At 46.6% G+C, this 17,085-nt stretch carries 21 protein-coding genes; 19 read left to right on the top strand and 2 right to left on the bottom strand.

Translation table 11 applies throughout. The features are described from left to right. The first annotated feature begins 22 nt into the window (after positions 1 to 22). The 14 genes from ABV409_RS00780 (at position 23) to ABV409_RS00715 (ending at position 10,601) form a co-directional block, all read left to right on the top strand. A complete protein-coding gene (locus tag ABV409_RS00780) occupies positions 23 to 1,123 on the top strand; it encodes an acyloxyacyl hydrolase (protein ID WP_353875597.1) in 1,101 nt (366 codons plus the stop codon). A gap of 13 nt (positions 1,124 to 1,136) precedes the next feature. Next, positions 1,137 to 1,931 (top strand): head GIN domain-containing protein, encoded by a 795-nt coding sequence (locus ABV409_RS00775; protein ID WP_353875595.1) that lies wholly within the window; start codon positions 1,137 to 1,139, stop codon positions 1,929 to 1,931. Next, complete coding sequence (locus ABV409_RS00770; protein ID WP_353875593.1) at positions 1,931 to 3,028, top strand: serine hydrolase domain-containing protein; 1,098 nt, start codon at positions 1,931 to 1,933, stop codon at positions 3,026 to 3,028. Before ABV409_RS00775 ends, ABV409_RS00770 begins: the two co-directional genes overlap by 1 nt. Next, positions 3,025 to 3,621, top strand: a complete 597-nt coding sequence (locus ABV409_RS00765) for a Crp/Fnr family transcriptional regulator (RefSeq protein WP_353875591.1) — start codon at positions 3,025 to 3,027, stop codon at positions 3,619 to 3,621. The genes ABV409_RS00770 and ABV409_RS00765 overlap by 4 nt, the downstream gene beginning before the upstream one ends. A gap of 91 nt (positions 3,622 to 3,712) precedes the next feature. Next, complete coding sequence (locus ABV409_RS00760) at positions 3,713 to 3,991, top strand: hypothetical protein (RefSeq protein ID WP_353875590.1); 279 nt, start codon at positions 3,713 to 3,715, stop codon at positions 3,989 to 3,991. A gap of 3 nt (positions 3,992 to 3,994) precedes the next feature. After that, positions 3,995 to 4,384, top strand: a complete 390-nt coding sequence (locus tag ABV409_RS00755; RefSeq protein WP_353875588.1) for a group III truncated hemoglobin — start codon at positions 3,995 to 3,997, stop codon at positions 4,382 to 4,384. A gap of 97 nt (positions 4,385 to 4,481) precedes the next feature. After that, on the top strand, positions 4,482 to 4,715 hold the full coding sequence (locus ABV409_RS00750; protein ID WP_353875587.1) for a thioredoxin domain-containing protein: 234 nt from the start codon (positions 4,482 to 4,484) through the stop codon (positions 4,713 to 4,715). A gap of 43 nt (positions 4,716 to 4,758) precedes the next feature. After that, positions 4,759 to 5,478, top strand: coding sequence for a hypothetical protein (locus ABV409_RS00745; protein ID WP_353875585.1), 720 nt, complete (start codon positions 4,759 to 4,761; stop codon positions 5,476 to 5,478). A gap of 4 nt (positions 5,479 to 5,482) precedes the next feature. Next, a complete protein-coding gene (locus ABV409_RS00740) occupies positions 5,483 to 5,746 on the top strand; it encodes a DUF2024 family protein (RefSeq protein ID WP_353875584.1) in 264 nt (87 codons plus the stop codon). Positions 5,747 to 5,803: 57 nt separating this feature from the next. Then, entirely contained in the window at positions 5,804 to 6,412 is a 609-nt protein-coding gene (locus ABV409_RS00735) for a MarR family winged helix-turn-helix transcriptional regulator (protein WP_353875582.1), read from the top strand. 139 nt (positions 6,413 to 6,551) lie between these two features. Beyond that, a complete protein-coding gene (locus ABV409_RS00730) occupies positions 6,552 to 6,701 on the top strand; it encodes a hypothetical protein (protein WP_353875580.1) in 150 nt (49 codons plus the stop codon). Between the two features lie 97 nt (positions 6,702 to 6,798). Further along, entirely contained in the window at positions 6,799 to 7,458 is a 660-nt protein-coding gene (locus ABV409_RS00725; protein ID WP_353875578.1) for a hypothetical protein, read from the top strand. A 41-nt stretch (positions 7,459 to 7,499) separates the two neighbouring features. Then, a complete protein-coding gene (locus ABV409_RS00720; RefSeq protein ID WP_353875577.1) occupies positions 7,500 to 8,213 on the top strand; it encodes a helix-turn-helix transcriptional regulator in 714 nt (237 codons plus the stop codon). 66 nt (positions 8,214 to 8,279) lie between these two features. After that, positions 8,280 to 10,601: an outer membrane beta-barrel protein gene (locus ABV409_RS00715; RefSeq protein ID WP_353875576.1), complete on the top strand. Its 2,322-nt coding sequence runs from the start codon at positions 8,280 to 8,282 to the stop codon at positions 10,599 to 10,601. Between the two features lie 6 nt (positions 10,602 to 10,607). Here ABV409_RS00715 and gldA read toward each other — a convergent pair whose 3' ends face one another. After that, positions 10,608 to 11,504 carry a gliding motility-associated ABC transporter ATP-binding subunit GldA gene (gene gldA / locus ABV409_RS00710; protein ID WP_353875575.1) on the bottom strand — a complete coding sequence of 299 codons (897 nt, stop codon included), beginning with the start codon at positions 11,502 to 11,504 and terminating at the stop codon, positions 10,608 to 10,610. A 304-nt stretch (positions 11,505 to 11,808) separates the two neighbouring features. Here gldA and ABV409_RS00705 point away from each other — a divergent pair, with 304 nt between their 5' ends. The 5 genes from ABV409_RS00705 to ABV409_RS00685 all read left to right on the top strand — a co-directional run bounded on the left by ABV409_RS00705 (position 11,809) and on the right by ABV409_RS00685 (position 16,521). Next, positions 11,809 to 12,636, top strand: coding sequence for a prephenate dehydratase (locus ABV409_RS00705; protein WP_353875573.1), 828 nt, complete (start codon positions 11,809 to 11,811; stop codon positions 12,634 to 12,636). Then, entirely contained in the window at positions 12,633 to 13,775 is a 1,143-nt protein-coding gene (locus ABV409_RS00700) for a pyridoxal phosphate-dependent aminotransferase (RefSeq protein WP_353875571.1), read from the top strand. The genes ABV409_RS00705 and ABV409_RS00700 overlap by 4 nt, the downstream gene beginning before the upstream one ends. Position 13,776: 1 nt before the next feature. Next, positions 13,777 to 14,646 (top strand): prephenate dehydrogenase, encoded by an 870-nt coding sequence (locus tag ABV409_RS00695; RefSeq protein ID WP_353875570.1) that lies wholly within the window; start codon positions 13,777 to 13,779, stop codon positions 14,644 to 14,646. A gap of 2 nt (positions 14,647 to 14,648) precedes the next feature. Continuing rightward, positions 14,649 to 15,731: a chorismate mutase gene (locus ABV409_RS00690; protein WP_353875569.1), complete on the top strand. Its 1,083-nt coding sequence runs from the start codon at positions 14,649 to 14,651 to the stop codon at positions 15,729 to 15,731. Positions 15,732 to 15,846: 115 nt separating this feature from the next. After that, a complete protein-coding gene (locus tag ABV409_RS00685; protein ID WP_353875568.1) occupies positions 15,847 to 16,521 on the top strand; it encodes a head GIN domain-containing protein in 675 nt (224 codons plus the stop codon). A gap of 50 nt (positions 16,522 to 16,571) precedes the next feature. Here ABV409_RS00685 and ABV409_RS00680 read toward each other — a convergent pair whose 3' ends face one another. Continuing rightward, a complete protein-coding gene (locus tag ABV409_RS00680) occupies positions 16,572 to 17,012 on the bottom strand; it encodes a hypothetical protein (protein WP_353875566.1) in 441 nt (146 codons plus the stop codon). Positions 17,013 to 17,085 lie beyond the last annotated feature (73 nt).

The following is a 17,085-nucleotide window of genomic DNA, read 5'->3' as shown; positions in this document are numbered from 1 at the left end:
TAAACAGCTACCTTTGCCCAGCATGCGAAAGTTCGTCAAACTTCTTTTTTTGTTCTTCCTTGTCATCAGCAATGCCCAAGAAAATGACCACGGCCCTAAATACGTGCTCGATTTCAACCGGTTCAATGGTTCGATTTTGTTGCACAATCCCGACATCGCCCATTTGATCACCTCACGTCCTGATGGGTATCTAATTAGCCTGAACCGGAAACGCTTTGGCGAATCGGAATGGGAATCGGACTATGGGTATCCCGATACCGGGTTTACCTTTATCTACCAAGACATGAACAATCCCACTTTAGGGGAGCATTTCGGGGTATATGCCCACTATAACTTCTATTTTTTCAAGCGGAACCTACAACTTAGGATAGGGCAGGGTATCGCATACAATACCAACCCCTACGACCGGCAATCGAACTTTCGGAACAATGCCTATGGCTCCCATCTTTTGAGTTCGACCATGGCGTTATTGAATTATCAGAAGGAACGGCTGTTCCACGGTTTCGGGCTAAAGGCGGGACTGGCCCTGATCCATTATAGCAATGCCAACTTCAGGGCGCCCAATACCTCAACGAATACCATGGCCTTCAACTTCGGAATTACTTATGACCTGAACCCGGACAAGGACCCTTCTTATATCGAACGCGAAAAGAAAATCTTCGAACCGCTTCCCATTGCGATGAATGTCGTTTTGAGGGGAGGGATCAATGAAAGTGATGTGGTCAATTCAGGACAATTCGGGTTTTGGATCCTTTCGGCATACGCCGAAAAAAGGCTTGGACGGAAAAGCGCCCTACAAGTAGGGGCTGATTTTTTCGCTTCCTACTTTTTGAAAGATCTGATTCGTTTTCAATCCATTTCATTTCCTGAAATGGAAGTGGATGCCGATACCGATTTCAAAAGGGCAGGGGTGTTTCTCGGACATGAATTGTTCATCAACAAACTTAGTGTGATTACCCAGTTAGGGTATTATGTATATTATCCTTTCGATTTTGAAGGTCGGGTATACAATCGCATTGGGTTAAAACACTATTTCGGCGACCGATGGTTTGGTGCCGTAACTTTAAAATCACATGCGGCCGCCGCCGAAGCCGTCGAATTCGGCATCGGTTTTCGATTATAGCAATAAAGAGACCATGAAAAAAAGAACGTCGATGACTGGTTTTTTGACCAAAATCAAGCTTGCCCTAGTGCTCATGTCTTGTATGTGGTTCAGTTTGGCCTGCAACGATGAAAATGCGCCTGATTGTTTCCAAAATGCCGGCCCACTCGAACGCATCGAAGTCGAATTGCCTGAATTCTCGCGCATCACCGTTTTTGAAAACCTTAACCTGGTGCTCAAGCAAGGTGCCGAACAAAAAGTCGAATTGGAATCAGGACGTTTCCTATTGAACGATCTGGTAGCAAAGGTCGAAGGGGATCGCCTTTTGGTCAGTAATGACAATGGGTGCAACTTATTTCGCGAATTCGGTATTTCAACGGTTTATGTAACCGCCCCAAATATCACCCAGATCCGTAGTAGTACGGGGCTCTTAATATCCAGTGATGGCCCATTGTCTTATCCGGCTTTGTCTTTGGTGTCTGAAAGTTTCGTAAATCCGGATTCGGAAACGACCGATGGGTCGTTCGACTTGCAATTCGATAACACGGCTATCGAAATCTTCGTCAATGGCATCGCCTATTTTAAACTCAGTGGTCGATCACCTCGTTTGGATATTACCATAGCCGCCGGTGATTCACGAATTGAAACCGATGATCTCATGGCCGACCAAGTGATCATCGATCACCGGGGCACCAATGATGTCATTGTGAATCCGCAGTTGGGGATCGAAGGGGTGATTCGTGGATATGGGGATGTGATCAGTTTGAATCGCCCGGCCACCATAGCCGTGGAAGAGCTGTTTGAAGGACGACTTATTTTTAGGGATTGATGGGGACATTGGATAGCCTTCGCAACTGGTTTTTTAACACCGGGGAAACCCAGCCGGAGGAAATCGTGAACGGAGTCGAACATGCGGATGCCGTATTCGGGCAATTGGCGGCGTCGAAAGCGCTTCCGGGATTGTCGGCAACCATAGCCCATCATGGGGAAACGCTACTCCAGAAAGGGTATGGATGGGCTGACATCACTAAGGCATCCAAAATCGACCCGGCCCTGACCTTGTTCCGGGTGGCCAGTATTTCGAAATGTATCACGGGTTTGGCTTTTGGTAAAATGGTCGAACAAGGTTTGCTGGGCTGGGATGACTCCATCTATGACCATGTGCCCTATTTTCCAAAAAAGAAATGGGATTTCACCCTAAGGCAACTTGCGGGTCATCAAGCGGGAATACGTCCGTATCGGGGCAAGGAATTCGGATTGAACCAAACCCTTTCCATCAAGCAAGGAATCGGGGTCTTTCAAGAAGACCCCTTGCTGTTCGAACCGGGTATGGGGTATCAGTATAACTCCTTTGATTTTGTGCTCCTGGCCCTGGCAATGCAAGAAGCATCGGGGATGCCTTTTGAAGAGTATGTCAAGCAAGAAGTATTGCTGCCCTTGGATATGCGACATACCTTGACACCAAAGGAAATCGACCCTTCGATCGCCAAAGGGACGGAAAGCGCCCTTTTTTATACCAAGCGTTCGGGTAGGGGGTTTCGGGAGGCGATTCCGGTCGATAATTTCTATAAATTGGCCGGTGGAGGCTATTTGGCCACTAGTGCCGACATCGCGAAATTAGGTCAAGCGGTCTTAGCGGGTAAAATCTTGCGAAGCGACACCTATGCCGCCCTTTTTGAGGCGGGTTCGGTCAAGGGTAGGTCTACCTATTACGGCTTAGGCTTTCAATCGAGTTTCAACCCTTCCGGGTTTCGTTTTGTAGGCCATGTTGGCAATAGCGTTGGGGCCTACACCAACTTTTTCGTCTTTCCCGATCAAGGGGTGGTCGTTTCGCTACTGATCAATTGTTCAGATCCAGGGGTGCAAAAGGAGCTTGATGGGGCAATTGACTCCGTGTTACAACTATTCAATTCGCACTCGCTATGATTTCGCAAACGCTGTTGGAACGCTATGGGGCCGTCAAAATCCAATTGGATTCCAAGGAAATACTATTTGACAACGGGAATCAAGCACGCTATTACTTTCAAGTGATTTCCGGAAAGGTCAAAATGAACAACTTCAATAGTGAAGGCAAGGAGTTCATCCAAGGCATGTTTACTTCCGGAATGGGTTTCGGTGAACCCCCTTTGTTAGTCGACCTGAACTATCCGGCCGGTTGCCAAGCTATGGAGAAAAGCAGTTTATGGCGTCTTTCTTCCGAACGATTCTTCAAGTTGCTTCAAGAGAACCCGGATGCCCATCTTGAACTGACCAAAAGCCTGGCCCATCGCTTGCACTATAAAGCTACCATGGCCGCGGAAATATCATCGGAAAATGCCGGACATCGGATCTTGCGGTTGATCGATTATTTAAAGGAGCATGTACATCATAAATCCAAGGAGGAGGTCTTCATTGTCGATTTATCAAGGCAGCAGCTTGCCGACTTGACCGGACTGCGGGTCGAAACCGTGATCAGAACCGTAAAAGCACTTGAACATCAAGGGGAGTTGCGCTTAAAGGATCACAAGATCATGCGATGATCGGTGCAATTCAGGTGGATATGACATAAGTCATAAAATCAAGCTGAAGGGTCGGAATACCTTTGCTTCATCATCTTTAAATACCAAGATCATGAAGACGTACCTGACCTATCTAGAGGAATTCAAAAGAAACGAAAAAGGATATTCGTCCATTTTCATCATTGTCCAAAGTTGTTTGGGATCCATCGCTGCCATGTTCATTCTCATGCAGGGCACGAGTATATCCCAGTTGTTACAATTGTTTTTAGTGACCATCATCTGCATGGTATTCAATGCCTCCATTTTGTCGCAACAAAAACCGAAACTCATTTTTGAACTGTTCTTTGTCGGTTTACTGGTCAACACCGTACTTTTATTGTTGAACAGCTAATACATGGGATTGACCGATATCCAAGACCGTAAGCATATCGATGAGGTGGTGCAAACCTTCTATCGGGAAGTTCGGGCCGATGCGGAACTAGGGGTGTTTTTCGAAACCGCCATATCCGATTGGCCCGCACATTTAAAAAGGATCGCTGACTTTTGGGAATCCCAACTATTTTACACACGTAGCTACATTGGGAATCCGAAAGCCGTACATGCTAGATTGGCAGCGGGCCATACCGGCGGGATTTCCCCGTATCATTTCGGACTATGGCTTCGGCATTGGATGCAAACCATCGATACCGCTTATGAGGGCCCGAATGCCGACAAATTAAAGCATGTAGCCCGTGCGATGGGTACCCAACTGATGCTTGCTATCCATAAAAACCAAAAGGAATAGAAGTGGGATTCCTATGATGAAATCCAACAGTCTTTTGTAAAGTAAGGAATCCTTACTATATTTGTTCCGCGATTTTGCACAACTTAAAAAAAACATCATGGAACAATCAATTTTTTATCATGCGGGCTGTCCGGTCTGTGTGGAAGCGGAAAATGAAATTTTAGACCTGATCGGTAGTCAGAAAGTACGAGTGGTCGATTTATCAAAGGATACCGAGGCTATCGAAACGGCGGCATCCTATCTGGTTAAGTCCGTTCCAGCCTTGGTCACCCCAAAGGGGAATGTGCTTCATATCAACTTCGGGGCTTCTTTGGATGATCTGAAAAAGTAAAAAATTTTAAATCATAAAGTTAGGAATCCTAAATATTAAAGCAATGTATAAACACAAGCATTATTTAGCAATTCTGGCCTGTACCATTTTGGTATCGGCCTGTGCGCAAGAAAACAAAAAGAAAAACAATGATTTTCAAATCAAGAAGGTCAAGGTGACCCATCATGCTGACCTTGCCGTTACGGTTTGGCAAATGACCTTAGTAGGTACGGCCGGGGAAACCGTTCCTCAGGCAAAGGGCCAATTGGATGGTGCACCGGTCTTAGGTTATGTGTTTCCAACCAGTTTGGGTACCTCTGATGTAGGTTTCGGTACAACGGAGGGTATTGTTGCCTTGGCCTTGACTTCGCACCCAGATTTCGACGATACGCCACTTTGGGACGAGAATAGTGATCAAGACTACGACAATGATGGATTGGTCTGGCATCCGCATTGGGTCATATTGATCAAAGACGAACGGGTTTCAGGTGGATTTTCGGTCAAGCAATTCAAGCAGGGTGATGATTCGGTGGTTTTACCAAAAACCAATCCGGGGATGCCCATGTATATGGATTCACCCGGGTTTGGGGTGCGCACTTCGAAACAAACCATCCAGGTGGTCGTTCCTGATTATCGGATCAATCATAAAACCGATTTCAACTATGATGGGGTTACGGCTTTCATGAAAGTCAATACCTCTGATGATACGCTGCCCTTATTGGGGGTCTATGAGGTTTATGGTGTGGCCAGTGGCGATCTTTCCCTTCCATTTCGAGTAGAATAAGCATATGGAAGTAGCAGTTTGGGACACCTATGTAGCACGCGCTGGCAACAAGACCATGCACTTTGACATTTTGGTACCTAAGGATGTCATAGACACTGAGACGATATTGCGCTATGGTCGGGATTATTTAAGTGCCAAATCGTATGAAACGGGTACTTTGACGACTAGCGAATGCCGATTATGCCATATCGCTGTGGCCCCTGGGCCCTTGGCGTTCTCTATTCGCAAAAAAGGATACCATATCATCGAAATCGAGAATTGCGATTAATTTGATAAGGATAACTAACTTTGCCTGTCGGCTTAGGCGGACAGGCAATTTAATCTGATGAAGAAAACAGCATTCGATCCCCATTTCCAAGAATCGGACCTTCCGGCCAAGATCGTCGCAGGTTTGGAGCGCGTTGGGCAAGCGTATAAAGTGCTGTTATGGGATCACGCGAAAAAGATGGGCCTGAGTCCCATCCAAATCCAACTTTTGATTTTCATAGCATATCACCCTTCAGAATTGAACAAAGTGAGTGGTTTGGCGCGGGAGTTCAATGTTACCAAGCCGACAATCAGTGATGCCATCAAAGTCTTGTTCAAAAAAGGGTTGATCGAGAAACACGCTACTAGCGAAGATTCCCGAAGTTATGTCATTGGTCTTTCACCAAAGGGAGCGGCCATCGTATCCGAAACCGAAGCTTTTGCAAATCCGGTTTACGAATCCATCGAAGGTTTATCGGTCGAACAGCAAAAGCAGTGGTACCAAATGCTGTCAAAATTGCTCTTTCGATTGAAAAGCAAAAACGTCTTGCAGTTGCAGCGCATGTGTCAAACCTGCCGTTATTTTGAAAAGTCGGCTGATCGTTCGTACTGCCAACTGTTGGAAAAGCCGTTGACCATTGCTGAAATGCGAATCGATTGTTTGGAACACCGACCCCTTGGGCAATGACCTCCGAACCCGCGAAAAGGGGCATTCATCGCTCGAAAAACGCCAATTACCGACAGTTCATCCCAAAATACTGCACTTCATAGGAAATTTACCCGAGTTGTCCAGCTTCTCAATACTTTGGAGGGAGATAAGCGTTTCTATGAGAAAAAGTGTACTCTTGTTTTTTCTTTTATTGGTAGCCATCTTCCTTTGGAAGGTTAGCGAAGTCGCTGAAGAAAATCAATGGAATGAAACCGCCGTTGATGAATTGGTTACCGAATCCAATGACGACAAAATCGCCAAGAACTAGGGCCACGTCATCCTTCTTAGCTTGATTTTCGGCAATTAGCCCCCACTTTTAGTATCTTCGATTGAAATCCACTTGGTGGATTTTAAAAGTATCCATTATGTTCGTAGGTCATTATGCGGCCGCACTGGCGCTCAAGGGAAAAGAACCGAAAACACCGTTGGGGCCGTTGTTCATTGCGGTCCAGTTCGTTGATATCCTTTTTTTTCCACTCGCTTTATTGGGGCTTGAATCCATAGAATTCGTTCCGGGGTATACCGCCGTAAATGACTTTAAAATGGAATTCCCATTTACCCACGGCATCGTTGGAACCTTGTTTTGGTGTCTGGTTTTCGCAACTGTATATTATGTGCTGGCCGGACCCAAACGTACAGATCGAAAACGAATTGCATGGGTATTGGCGATCGCGGTGGCTTCCCATTGGGTTGCCGATTTGGTCGTACATACCCCTGATTTGCCTATTGTTGCCGGCGAACCGAAGTTGGGTTTTGGTTTGTGGCAGTATAAGGCGGCCACGGTTTGGTTAGAGGCCTTGTTGCTGATCGCCGGTTTGGGTTATTATTTGAAGAAAACCACCTCCCGCTCAAGAACCGGAAAATTCGCGTCCATCGCATTGGTCGCTTTTTTGATCGCAGTGAATTATTTGAATTATTACGTACTGCCGGCCAATAACGACCTGATGGGTTTGACCGTTTCGGCCTTGGTCACTTACTTTGTACTTGCCGGAATCGCTTTTTGGGTTGACCGGCAGCGGGCGTGATCCGAATGGGGTCAAAGTAGGTAATTACTAAAAAACACACTATGCCTAGAATCAATTATTTTATCGCCTTGCTATTGGTAGCCTTTCAGTTGACTGCCCAAGACCGTGAAGGGTCGGCCGAAGATCTTTTCGGGTTTGAAGACACGGCTTTTCAAGAATTATCCCTATCCGAATGGAAAAAATTCAAAGCCTTTGAGCAAAAGTTGGCGGATTCCAAATTGGCAAGTCCGTCAATAGAACAACGGTTGATAGGATATGCAAAGGATTCCATCCGTATTCTCGGGGTAAAACTCATGGCAGTCAAACTCTTGGATGAAAAGGCCCTGTTGCGAAAGGATATTGCCGAGAATGTCGGGTATTATCAAAATCTTTTGCAAGAGTTGCGGCTAAGTGCGATTCCACCGGTTGAATATGTCTTTTTGGAAGAAAAGATGGCCCTTTTGAACCAACGTGAATTGGAACGACAACTAGGATGGAGCCAAGGATTGAATTTGGCCTTGTTTGGAATTTTGTTGGTAGTGGGGTGGTCGGCCCATCGCTTGATACGATCGCGAAAGCAAGTCAAGCCCGAACTGAGCAAGCAGGAGATCACGGTGCGACAATTGATTTTGGAAGGCAAGACCAACAAAGAAATCGCCAATGAGTTGTTTATCAGCTTAAGCACCGTCAAATCGCATATCACCAATATCTACGCCAAGTCGAAAGTCTCGAACCGACAAGAATTAATGCGAATGGGTACGGGTACTAGTACCTAATTCATACCCCTGCTTTTCGGGTCCCCAAGGTCTTCGGCCGTTTCTTTGCATCGAAATCCCTTTGATGTGAAACGACTTCTGGTTCTCTTGCTCTTGTTTACATTAAAACTCGCTGCACAGCAAGCTGCCCAACTATCGGGTAGGGTCATCGATGCCCAAGGAATACCGATTGCCATAGGTGATGCCCTGCTTTTCGACCAGGACCAAGAGCGACTCCTCCAATATTCCACCGTGGTCAATGGTGCTTTCAGTTTGGATGGGGTTGCCAATGGGGCGTATGTCTTGAAGATCTCAGGATTGGGGTACGTAACCTTCGAAACACCGATTACCATCAAGGGGGATCGCTTTTTGACGGTGACCTTACAGGAGGATATTACGGAATTGGATGGGGTTTCGGTCTTCGCTGCAAAGAACCCCATCTCCTACGCATCCGGAAATGTGAAGGTCGACGTTACCAATCCGTACTTTAATACAATCTCAGACCCCGTTGAATTGATGGCCCGGATACCGACCGTACAATTGGCCACCGATCGTGAATCGTTTACCTTATTGGGAAAGGGGACACCGTTGATTTATTTATCCGGGCAACGGATCAGTATGGAAGAGTTCTTGAACTTGCCGGTCGCCGCTATCCAATCCATTGAACTGATCAACAGTCCATCCGCCAAATATGAGGCCGATGGGCGTGCCGTGGTCAAAGTAACTTTATCAAGGCAGCAAGACCTGGGTATGCAAGGAAGTATTCAAGAAACCGTTTCCTTCAAACGGAATTTCAATAATTACCTGGCGTCGAACCTCACCTATGCGAATGATAAACTGACGCTAAGGGGAAATTTGGCCTATAACAAACTCCAACAATGGGAGAGTAACAGTTTCCTTTTTGAAATCCCGGAACGGGAGCTTGTGGTCGACTATGCAGTACGTATCCCGAAAAACCAACGTGTACAATGGAATGGTGGATTCGGGGCCTACTACCAATGGAACGAAACCGATTATGTTTCATTGAACAGTTCGGTACGTTTGCAGACCGATGAAGCCCCATTCGATACCGAGACTTCGATCAATGATCGGGGAGACCTATCCAATGTGTTGACGGATACCCGTAACGACAATCGAAAAGACTACTACAGCGGTTCGATAAATTTCAACAAAAAAGGGTCGGGGGGACTCGAATACTTCGCTGGGTTACAGTATTCCGGCTTTCGGCAAGAACTGGAAACCGAAATTGATAATGTCGAGCAAGGGCAGACCATTGCCGATGGGCAGTTTCGGGAACAGGAGTATGCAATCAATGCTTTCGGATTTCGAATTGATCTTTCGAAAACATTCCATGAAAACTTCAAATGGGAGGCCGGTATCAATGCCAGTAGGGCCAAAGCGGAAGCTTTCACCCAAATAAACGATGGGATCGATACAATGGATCCTATCGATTTCGCTTATGACGAATCCCTTTGGGCCGGATATGCCTCCGTATCGGGTAAACCCGAATCCAAAATCGATTTCGAATTGGGGCTGCGGATCGAACACAATGAGGTCGATGGGGTCTTGGCTTCGGAAACATCGCCGGTAATCGCTAGGGAGAACACTAATTTATTTCCAAAAGCCAAGTTCAATATGACTTTGGATAGCACACAGACGCTGAACCTCAGCTACGCCCGAACCATCCAACGCCCTGATTTTTCAAGATCCAGTTCCATCACCGTTTTTATCAATCCGTTTCTCGAGGGTACGGGTAACGTCAATTTAAGACCAACCTTGACCGATGAGGTTTCCTTGAGTTACCAAAAGGGCTCCAAAACGGTTTTCCTAAACCTCTATCAAAGTCGATACCCGACCAACTTTACCATTTCCTATGATGCTGCCAATGATATCGCCTTGTTGTCCTTGGTCAATCTAGATAAGGAAATCGGAGGGTACCTGGGTCTCACCCTTCCATTCACCAAAGGGATATGGACTTCGAACAATACCCTTACTCTCAATTACAATGAAATCAAGGACGAAGGTGCGGGTTTTTCAGGGACAAGGCCCTTTCTCTATGCCTATACCAACCACCAACTGCAAATCGCGAAAGACACCACTTTGGTCTTAGGGGGCTGGGCGATGGGGAAACGACGTGAAGGCATCTTTGAGCGAAATGGATTGGTCGTTTTAGAAGCCGCGGTCTCAAAACGCCTTTTCGAACATTGGGACCTTAGTGTACGCTTCAACGATATCACTCGGGCGATGGACTTTGAGGAGCGCTATTCCCTGAACGGGGTCATCGCGGATGGGGTTTACTTCGGTGACGTACGTGAAGTTGCGGTAGCCTTGAAATACCGCTTTGGGAATTCAGGCAATGCCAAATTCAAAAACAGGAATGTTGATGCCAATTCAGATCGCATTCGATGATTCGGATCAAGGAGCGGTCAATTCAGTGAAAAGTGTTTCGAGGTTTTTGTTCTTTCGACTCAATTGCAAGGTCTTAAGCTGGTTGTCATGGGCGAAATCGAATACGGCCGGGCGCATGTCGGTGTCGGTATCGAATTCGATTTCATAGACGAAACCACCGGTGTTTTTCACCTGCTTTACATGCCCAAGTTGTTTGAGCAACACTTCTTCGACGCGATAATCAAATTCGACTTCGATGATTTGCGAGGTCGCCTCACGTAAGGCTTCGATTTTTTTATCGGCAACGACTTCCCCTTTGTTGATGATGATGACCCGATCGCATACGGCCTCGACTTCCTTCATAATATGGGTCGAAAGTAAAATGGTCTTTTGTCGCCCTATTTCTTGGATCAGCTTGCGTATTTCGATCAATTGGTTGGGGTCGAGCCCGGTCGTGGGTTCATCCAAGATGAGCACTTCGGGATCGTGTAAAAGGGCAGCGGCCAAACCCACCCTTTGGCGATACCCTTTCGAAAGCTGTCCGATTTTTTTATGGGCCTCTTGACCTAGTCCAGTCTTTTCGATGGCTTCGGCTATCGTAGCCTTATCGACCCCGTAAACCTTGGCATTGAAAGCTAAATATTCCTTGACGTATAGGTCGAGATAGAGCGGGTTGTGTTCTGGAAGGTACCCGATACTGCGCTGAACCGATTTTGGGGTCTGCAAAACGTCGAAACCGTTTACTTGGGCATCACCTTCATCGGCACTGTAATAGGTGGTCAGGATCCTCATTAAGGTTGATTTGCCCGCGCCATTGGGTCCTAAAAAACCAACGATTTCCCCTTTTTCAATGGTGAAGGAAACCGATTTGAGTGCTTGTTGCTCCCCAAAGGATTTCGAGATGTTCGCGACGGATATCGACATGGGTGTGGTTTTGATTTCAAAAATACACTTTCCATTCCATTTCGATATTCTGAATTCTTGGCGGATTCGCGAGCGGAATTTTTACCGAAATCCCTGATTTGCCTAAAAATCCAAAAAATTCCGGGCATTGCTTTGAATTCTCGAAGGAATGGATAATCTTAGCCGGGAATTACTGATTATGAACCATACTTATTTCTGGACCGGCTTTTATTTTTACTTCTTTGAGGGAGGTAAGGGGCTGTGCTAGTATAGGATAACGATACAACACTGAAAGTCCCGAAATCATTCGGGGCTTTTTTTTTGAATGAAACCGAAAATCGCCATACAAGGAGTAAAAGGAAGCAACCACCACCAGGTCGCCCTTGATTATTTTGGTCAAGACATTGTCTTGGTCGAGTGCCTTTCTTTTGATGCTTTGGTACAACACCTGCTTGAAGGTACAGCCGATCAAGGGGTGATGGCGCTTGAGAACTCCATTGCCGGTTCCATTATCCCGAATTACAACCTGATCTATCATAACGATTTACACATTATCGGGGAGCACTATTTGGGTATCCACCATAACCTGATGGTACTGAAAGGCCAAACAATGGCCGACATCGAGGAAGTGCGTACCCACCCCATGGCGTTGTTGCAATGCAAACAGTATCTAAAACAATACCCGCATTTGAAACTGGTTGAGGACGTCGACACGGCCGAGACCGCCCGTCAGATCCAAAAGTCCCAGCTGGGGCATGTGGCTGCCATCGCCCCTAAGGTCGCTGCTGAGTTATATGGGTTGGACGTCATTGCGGCAGACATTCAAACGATCAAAAACAATGCGACCCGATTCATTGTTTTAAAACGACAGAACAAGGTCCTTCCAAAAGAGGCGATCAACAAAGCCTCTTTACGGTTCATAACCGACCATAAAAGGGGAAGCCTTGCCACGGTGCTCAATGTGATGAGTGATTGCAATCTCAACTTGACCAAGATACAATCGCTACCGGTTATTGAAACACCATGGAAATATGCGTTTTTCGTCGATGTGACCTTCGATGACTACGCCTCATTTGAAAAATCAAAAGCCCTACTCGAAATCATGTCAGAAGACTTTCGGGTCTTGGGGGAATATCAGAATGCCTTGAAATGAAAACAGCGAACCGGTTACATAGCGTTCAAGAGTACTATTTCTCCAAAAAATTGCGCGAGGTCCGCGGATTAATGGCAGCAGGTCGACCGATCATCAATATGGGGATCGGCTCTCCTGACCTCGCCCCATCTGAAGCGGTGATTGAGGCGATAAGCTCCGCATTGAGTGATCAAGGGGCCCATCAATACCAAAGTTATCAAGGATTACCGGCTTTACGCGCGGCCATGGCGGAATTCTATGCCGATAAATTCGGGGTACGACTCGATGCCGATAAGGAGATTTTACCCCTTATGGGTTCTAAAGAAGGGATCATGCATATCAGCATGGCGTTTTTAAATCCCGGTGATGAAGTGCTTTTACCGAACCCTGGCTATCCGACCTATGCTGCGGTCACCCGATTGGTAGAGGCCGCACCCCGGTTTTACGATCTAAAGGCCGCAAACGGGTGGTTTCCTGATCTGGAAGCTTTGGTGGCACAAGACCTTTCAAAAGTGAAATTGATGTGGTGCAGCTATCCGCATATGCCCACAGGGGCCACGGCCGAAATCGAACAGTTCGTGGCCCTGGTGGCTTTTGCCAAATCACACGACATCCTTTTGATCAATGACAATCCGTATAGTTTCGTTCTAAATCCCAGTGCTAAAAGTATTTTGGCAGTGCCTGGTGCCACAGGACAGGTATTGGAATTGAATAGCCTGAGCAAAACCTTCAACATGGCCGGTTGGCGTGTGGGGATGCTTATGGGGGACCAAGATCATATCAATGCGGTTTTAAAAGTAAAGAGTAACATGGACTCGGGAATGTTCTATGGCATCCAAAAGGGGGCGATAGCCGCCCTTGAAAGCGGTCAGGAATGGTTCGAAACGCTAGATGCCGTCTATTCGAGAAGAAGGAGCGCGATCTATGAATTGGTCGAAGCCTTGGGCTGCTCATACGACCCTGGGGCAGTAGGGATGTTCGTTTGGGCCAAGTTGCCTGAAGATGCCAAGAAAGCCGAGACTTATATTGACGAGCTGCTCTATGATAAGAATATTTTCGTAGCTCCCGGAACGATTTTCGGAAGCAATGGGGAAGGCTATATCAGATTTTCCTTATGCGTCACCGAAGAAAAGATAAAAGAGGCGATAGCCCGATTATAATATGGAAAATGTAGTGATCATCGGAGTTGGCCTAATCGGCGGTTCTTTTGCCAAGGGAATCAAGCGACTGCATCCTGCGGTTTCAATCCAGGGGGCCGATGCCAATGCCCGACATTTGGAAGAAGCCCTTGCACAGGGCCTCATCGATGACAAGGCCGATACGGATGCCCTGAAAAAAGCCGATATGGTACTCCTTGCGATACCGGTCGATGCCTTGGTCAGTGAATTGCCCAAAGTGTTGGATGCCGTCAACGATACTTGTGTGGTCGTAGATGCAGGTTCGACTAAGGCCCTGATCTGCGAAACGGTAGCCGATCATCCAAAACGTCGCAACTACTTGTCGTGCCATCCGATCGCTGGAACGGAATTCTCAGGTCCTTCGGCTGCCTTTGATGGCTTGTACGATGGCAAGACGAATATTATTTGCGAGGTTGAAATGACCGCGTTTCAATTACAGGAACGGGCTTTGAAACTGTTTCAAGACCTGGGCATGCGCATCCGGTATATGAACCCCGATGCCCATGACAAGCATATCGCCTATGTGTCGCACTTGTCGCACATCAGTTCCTTTATGTTGGGCAAGACCGTCATTGAAAAGGAAAAAAACGAACGCGATATCTTCGATATGGCAGGGAGTGGTTTTGAAAGTACCGTAAGGCTGGCGAAAAGTTCACCGGATATGTGGACACCGATTTTCGAACAGAACAAAGCCAATGTTATCGAGACCTTGGATGAATACATACAAAATCTCGAAGCCTTTAAAGCGCTGATGCAATCAGGTGATTTCAAGGCAATCTACGATGAAATGAACAATACGAATCGAATAAAACAAATCTTAAAAGGAATACCCCTTACTAAAACAGCAGATTGAAAATGGAAAATTCAAAAAAATTACGGACCTGGTTAGATGAAATGGAATTACCGCACCCGCTGGTCATTGCCGGTCCGTGCAGCGCGGAAACCGAGGAGCAGGTGTTGAAGATCGCCCACGAGTTGAAAGACTCCGACGTAAGCTACTACCGTGCCGGGATCTGGAAACCACGAACAAGACCCGGTAATTTCGAAGGGGTGGGCGCCATAGGCCTTAAATGGTTGCAAAAGGTAAAGGAAGAGACCGGATTGAAAACCGCCACCGAAGTAGCGAATAAAGCCCATGTCGATTTGGCTTTGGAGCACGATGTCGACCTGCTTTGGATCGGGGCCCGTTCAACGGTGAGTCCATTTATCGTACAAGAGATCGCCGATGCCTTGGAAGGTACCGATAAGGTCGTTCTGATCAAAAACCCGGTCAATCCGGATTTATCTTTATGGCTTGGGGCTGTCGAGCGGTTGTATTCGGCCAGTATCGAAAAACTGGGGGTCATCCACAGAGGGTTTTCAACTTATCAAAAAACGAAATACCGCAACATTCCCGAATGGCAGTTGGCGATCGAATTACAGAGCAGGTTTCCTGACCTGCCTTTGATCAATGACCCAAGCCACATCACCGGAAAAAGGGATATGGTCTTCGATGTATCGCAAACCGCCCTCGATTTGAACTTTGACGGTTTGATGATCGAAACCCATACCGATCCGGATAACGCTTGGAGTGATGCCGCCCAACAGGTCACCCCAACGGTACTAAAGCAGATGTTCAAAGACTTGAAGATGCGAAAGGAAACCGATGAAGAAGCCGAGTATAATGCCCATTTGGCCAATCTAAGGGCCCAAATCGATGTAATCGACAATAAATTGATCGAAATGATGGGGGATCGTATGAAAGTTTCCGATGGTATCGGTGCCCTGAAAAAGAAACGCAACGTAGCCGTGCTTCAGACCAACCGATGGAACGCCATCTTGGGTAAGATGATCCTGGAAGGGGAGCAATATGGCTTGAGCGAGGAGTTCGTGCTCCGCATGTTCAAGGCCATCCACCAAGAATCGATCAATCATCAAGAAAAAATCATCAACGCTTAAAGCTTTTTTTGCTTTTTGGATTTTAATGCCATTTCAAACGAAATGGCATTTTTTTTGATTGGTACTGTAACAAATCGAAAATCCGACAATCATTCAACAAACAAATCACTACAACATGAGAGCCATAATTACAGTTTGCTTCGCCTTGTTCGCATCAACCTTGATCGCGCAACGTACCATCGACCGTGAAGTCGGTGAATTCAATAAGATCAAAGTATTCGATTTGATCGAGGTCAATATGATCCAATCCGATGAGAACAGGATCATGATCAAAGGGAGAAACGTGGATGACATCACCTGGACGAACAAAGACGGGGTATTGAAATTGCGCATGCAATTGGACAAGAAATTCACAGGGGAAGATACCTTTATCGAGGTGTACTATACCTCGGTCGACGTCATCGACGCCAATGAAGGCGCCCGCATTACCTGCAATGAGATGGTCGATCAAAATAAAATTGAACTCAGGGCCCAAGAAGGTGCCCAAATCCGAATCGGTATGGAAGTCGGTTTTGCCGATATCAGGGCGGTGACCGGAGGGATCATTGAAGCTTCCGGATTGGCCGAGAATCAAAACATCGTGCTGAATACCGGAGGTATTTTTGATGGCCGTGACTTGCGGAGCGCAACCTTGGAAGTAAAGATCTCAGCGGGCGGTGAGGCCGATGTGTTCGCCTCTGAAAGGGTCGATATCAATGTAAGGGCCGGTGGAGACGTTACCGTCTACGGGCAGCCTCAACAAGTGAACAAAAAGACATTCGCTGGCGGAAGGGTCCGCATAGTGGAGTAAATTGAGGTGATAAAGAAAAAGCCCCGGTATTCCGGGGCTTTTTTGTTGGCTTACTTTTTGAAAATGTATCGGGTGATGAATATCCCTTTTCCATCCCCTTTACCGCCTTCACTCTCAACGGCACTGGTGACGAAAACCAATTCCCATCCATTGGTGACCATGTCATTGATCATCGAAGTGATCAGGGCATCGTTGGCCGCAATGTTCTGAAAACGGATACCTCCCAGATTGTAGAAGTTCAACAATTTGGTCTCCTCGAAGTTCTTAACGCGGATTTCGCCTCGTTTCGATTTGTTACGGGTGTTGTCTTCTTCGGTCTGCACACTGGTGTATTCCCGATAATCCTTGTCTTCCAAGGCATTGATGATTCGCGATCTTCCCAATCCGTTGGGTACGATCGATTCCACACTGGTAATGACCTTGAATTCTTGGGCTTCAACGCCGAAAGAAGCGACAAGTGCCAAAACGACAAGTGATACGATTTTTTTCATGGTTGCTTATGTTTTATGAATTTGAATCCAATGTTAACAGGATTTTGTAAGAAAAGAAAATTGTTTCTTTGTT

It is taken from the genome of Flagellimonas algarum, assembly GCF_040513375.1.
Lineage (GTDB): Bacteria > Bacteroidota > Bacteroidia > Flavobacteriales > Flavobacteriaceae > Flagellimonas_B > Flagellimonas_B algarum.
The sequence above is the reverse complement of the archived record's forward strand: the minus strand, read 5'-3'. Positions and strand labels throughout refer to the sequence as shown.

Excerpts from the sequence above, each read along its gene's own strand:
- ABV409_RS00780 (WP_353875597.1), top strand. The coding sequence starts at position 23 with ATGCGAAAGTTCGTCAAACTTCTTTTTTTGTTCTTCCTTGTCATCAGC.
- ABV409_RS00775 (WP_353875595.1), top strand. The coding sequence starts at position 1,137 with ATGAAAAAAAGAACGTCGATGACTGGTTTTTTGACCAAAATCAAGCTT.
- ABV409_RS00770 (WP_353875593.1), top strand. The coding sequence starts at position 1,931 with ATGGGGACATTGGATAGCCTTCGCAACTGGTTTTTTAACACCGGGGAA.
- ABV409_RS00765 (WP_353875591.1), top strand. The coding sequence starts at position 3,025 with ATGATTTCGCAAACGCTGTTGGAACGCTATGGGGCCGTCAAAATCCAA.
- ABV409_RS00760 (WP_353875590.1), top strand. The coding sequence starts at position 3,713 with ATGAAGACGTACCTGACCTATCTAGAGGAATTCAAAAGAAACGAAAAA.
- ABV409_RS00755 (WP_353875588.1), top strand. The coding sequence starts at position 3,995 with ATGGGATTGACCGATATCCAAGACCGTAAGCATATCGATGAGGTGGTG.
- ABV409_RS00750 (WP_353875587.1), top strand. The coding sequence starts at position 4,482 with ATGGAACAATCAATTTTTTATCATGCGGGCTGTCCGGTCTGTGTGGAA.
- ABV409_RS00745 (WP_353875585.1), top strand. The coding sequence starts at position 4,759 with ATGTATAAACACAAGCATTATTTAGCAATTCTGGCCTGTACCATTTTG.
- ABV409_RS00740 (WP_353875584.1), top strand. The coding sequence starts at position 5,483 with ATGGAAGTAGCAGTTTGGGACACCTATGTAGCACGCGCTGGCAACAAG.
- ABV409_RS00735 (WP_353875582.1), top strand. The coding sequence starts at position 5,804 with ATGAAGAAAACAGCATTCGATCCCCATTTCCAAGAATCGGACCTTCCG.
- ABV409_RS00730 (WP_353875580.1), top strand. The coding sequence starts at position 6,552 with ATGAGAAAAAGTGTACTCTTGTTTTTTCTTTTATTGGTAGCCATCTTC.
- ABV409_RS00725 (WP_353875578.1), top strand. The coding sequence starts at position 6,799 with ATGTTCGTAGGTCATTATGCGGCCGCACTGGCGCTCAAGGGAAAAGAA.
- ABV409_RS00720 (WP_353875577.1), top strand. The coding sequence starts at position 7,500 with ATGCCTAGAATCAATTATTTTATCGCCTTGCTATTGGTAGCCTTTCAG.
- gldA (WP_353875575.1), bottom strand. The coding sequence starts at position 11,504 with ATGTCGATATCCGTCGCGAACATCTCGAAATCCTTTGGGGAGCAACAA.
- ABV409_RS00705 (WP_353875573.1), top strand. The coding sequence starts at position 11,809 with ATGAAACCGAAAATCGCCATACAAGGAGTAAAAGGAAGCAACCACCAC.
- ABV409_RS00700 (WP_353875571.1), top strand. The coding sequence starts at position 12,633 with ATGAAAACAGCGAACCGGTTACATAGCGTTCAAGAGTACTATTTCTCC.
- ABV409_RS00695 (WP_353875570.1), top strand. The coding sequence starts at position 13,777 with ATGGAAAATGTAGTGATCATCGGAGTTGGCCTAATCGGCGGTTCTTTT.
- ABV409_RS00690 (WP_353875569.1), top strand. The coding sequence starts at position 14,649 with ATGGAAAATTCAAAAAAATTACGGACCTGGTTAGATGAAATGGAATTA.
- ABV409_RS00685 (WP_353875568.1), top strand. The coding sequence starts at position 15,847 with ATGAGAGCCATAATTACAGTTTGCTTCGCCTTGTTCGCATCAACCTTG.
- ABV409_RS00680 (WP_353875566.1), bottom strand. The coding sequence starts at position 17,012 with ATGAAAAAAATCGTATCACTTGTCGTTTTGGCACTTGTCGCTTCTTTC.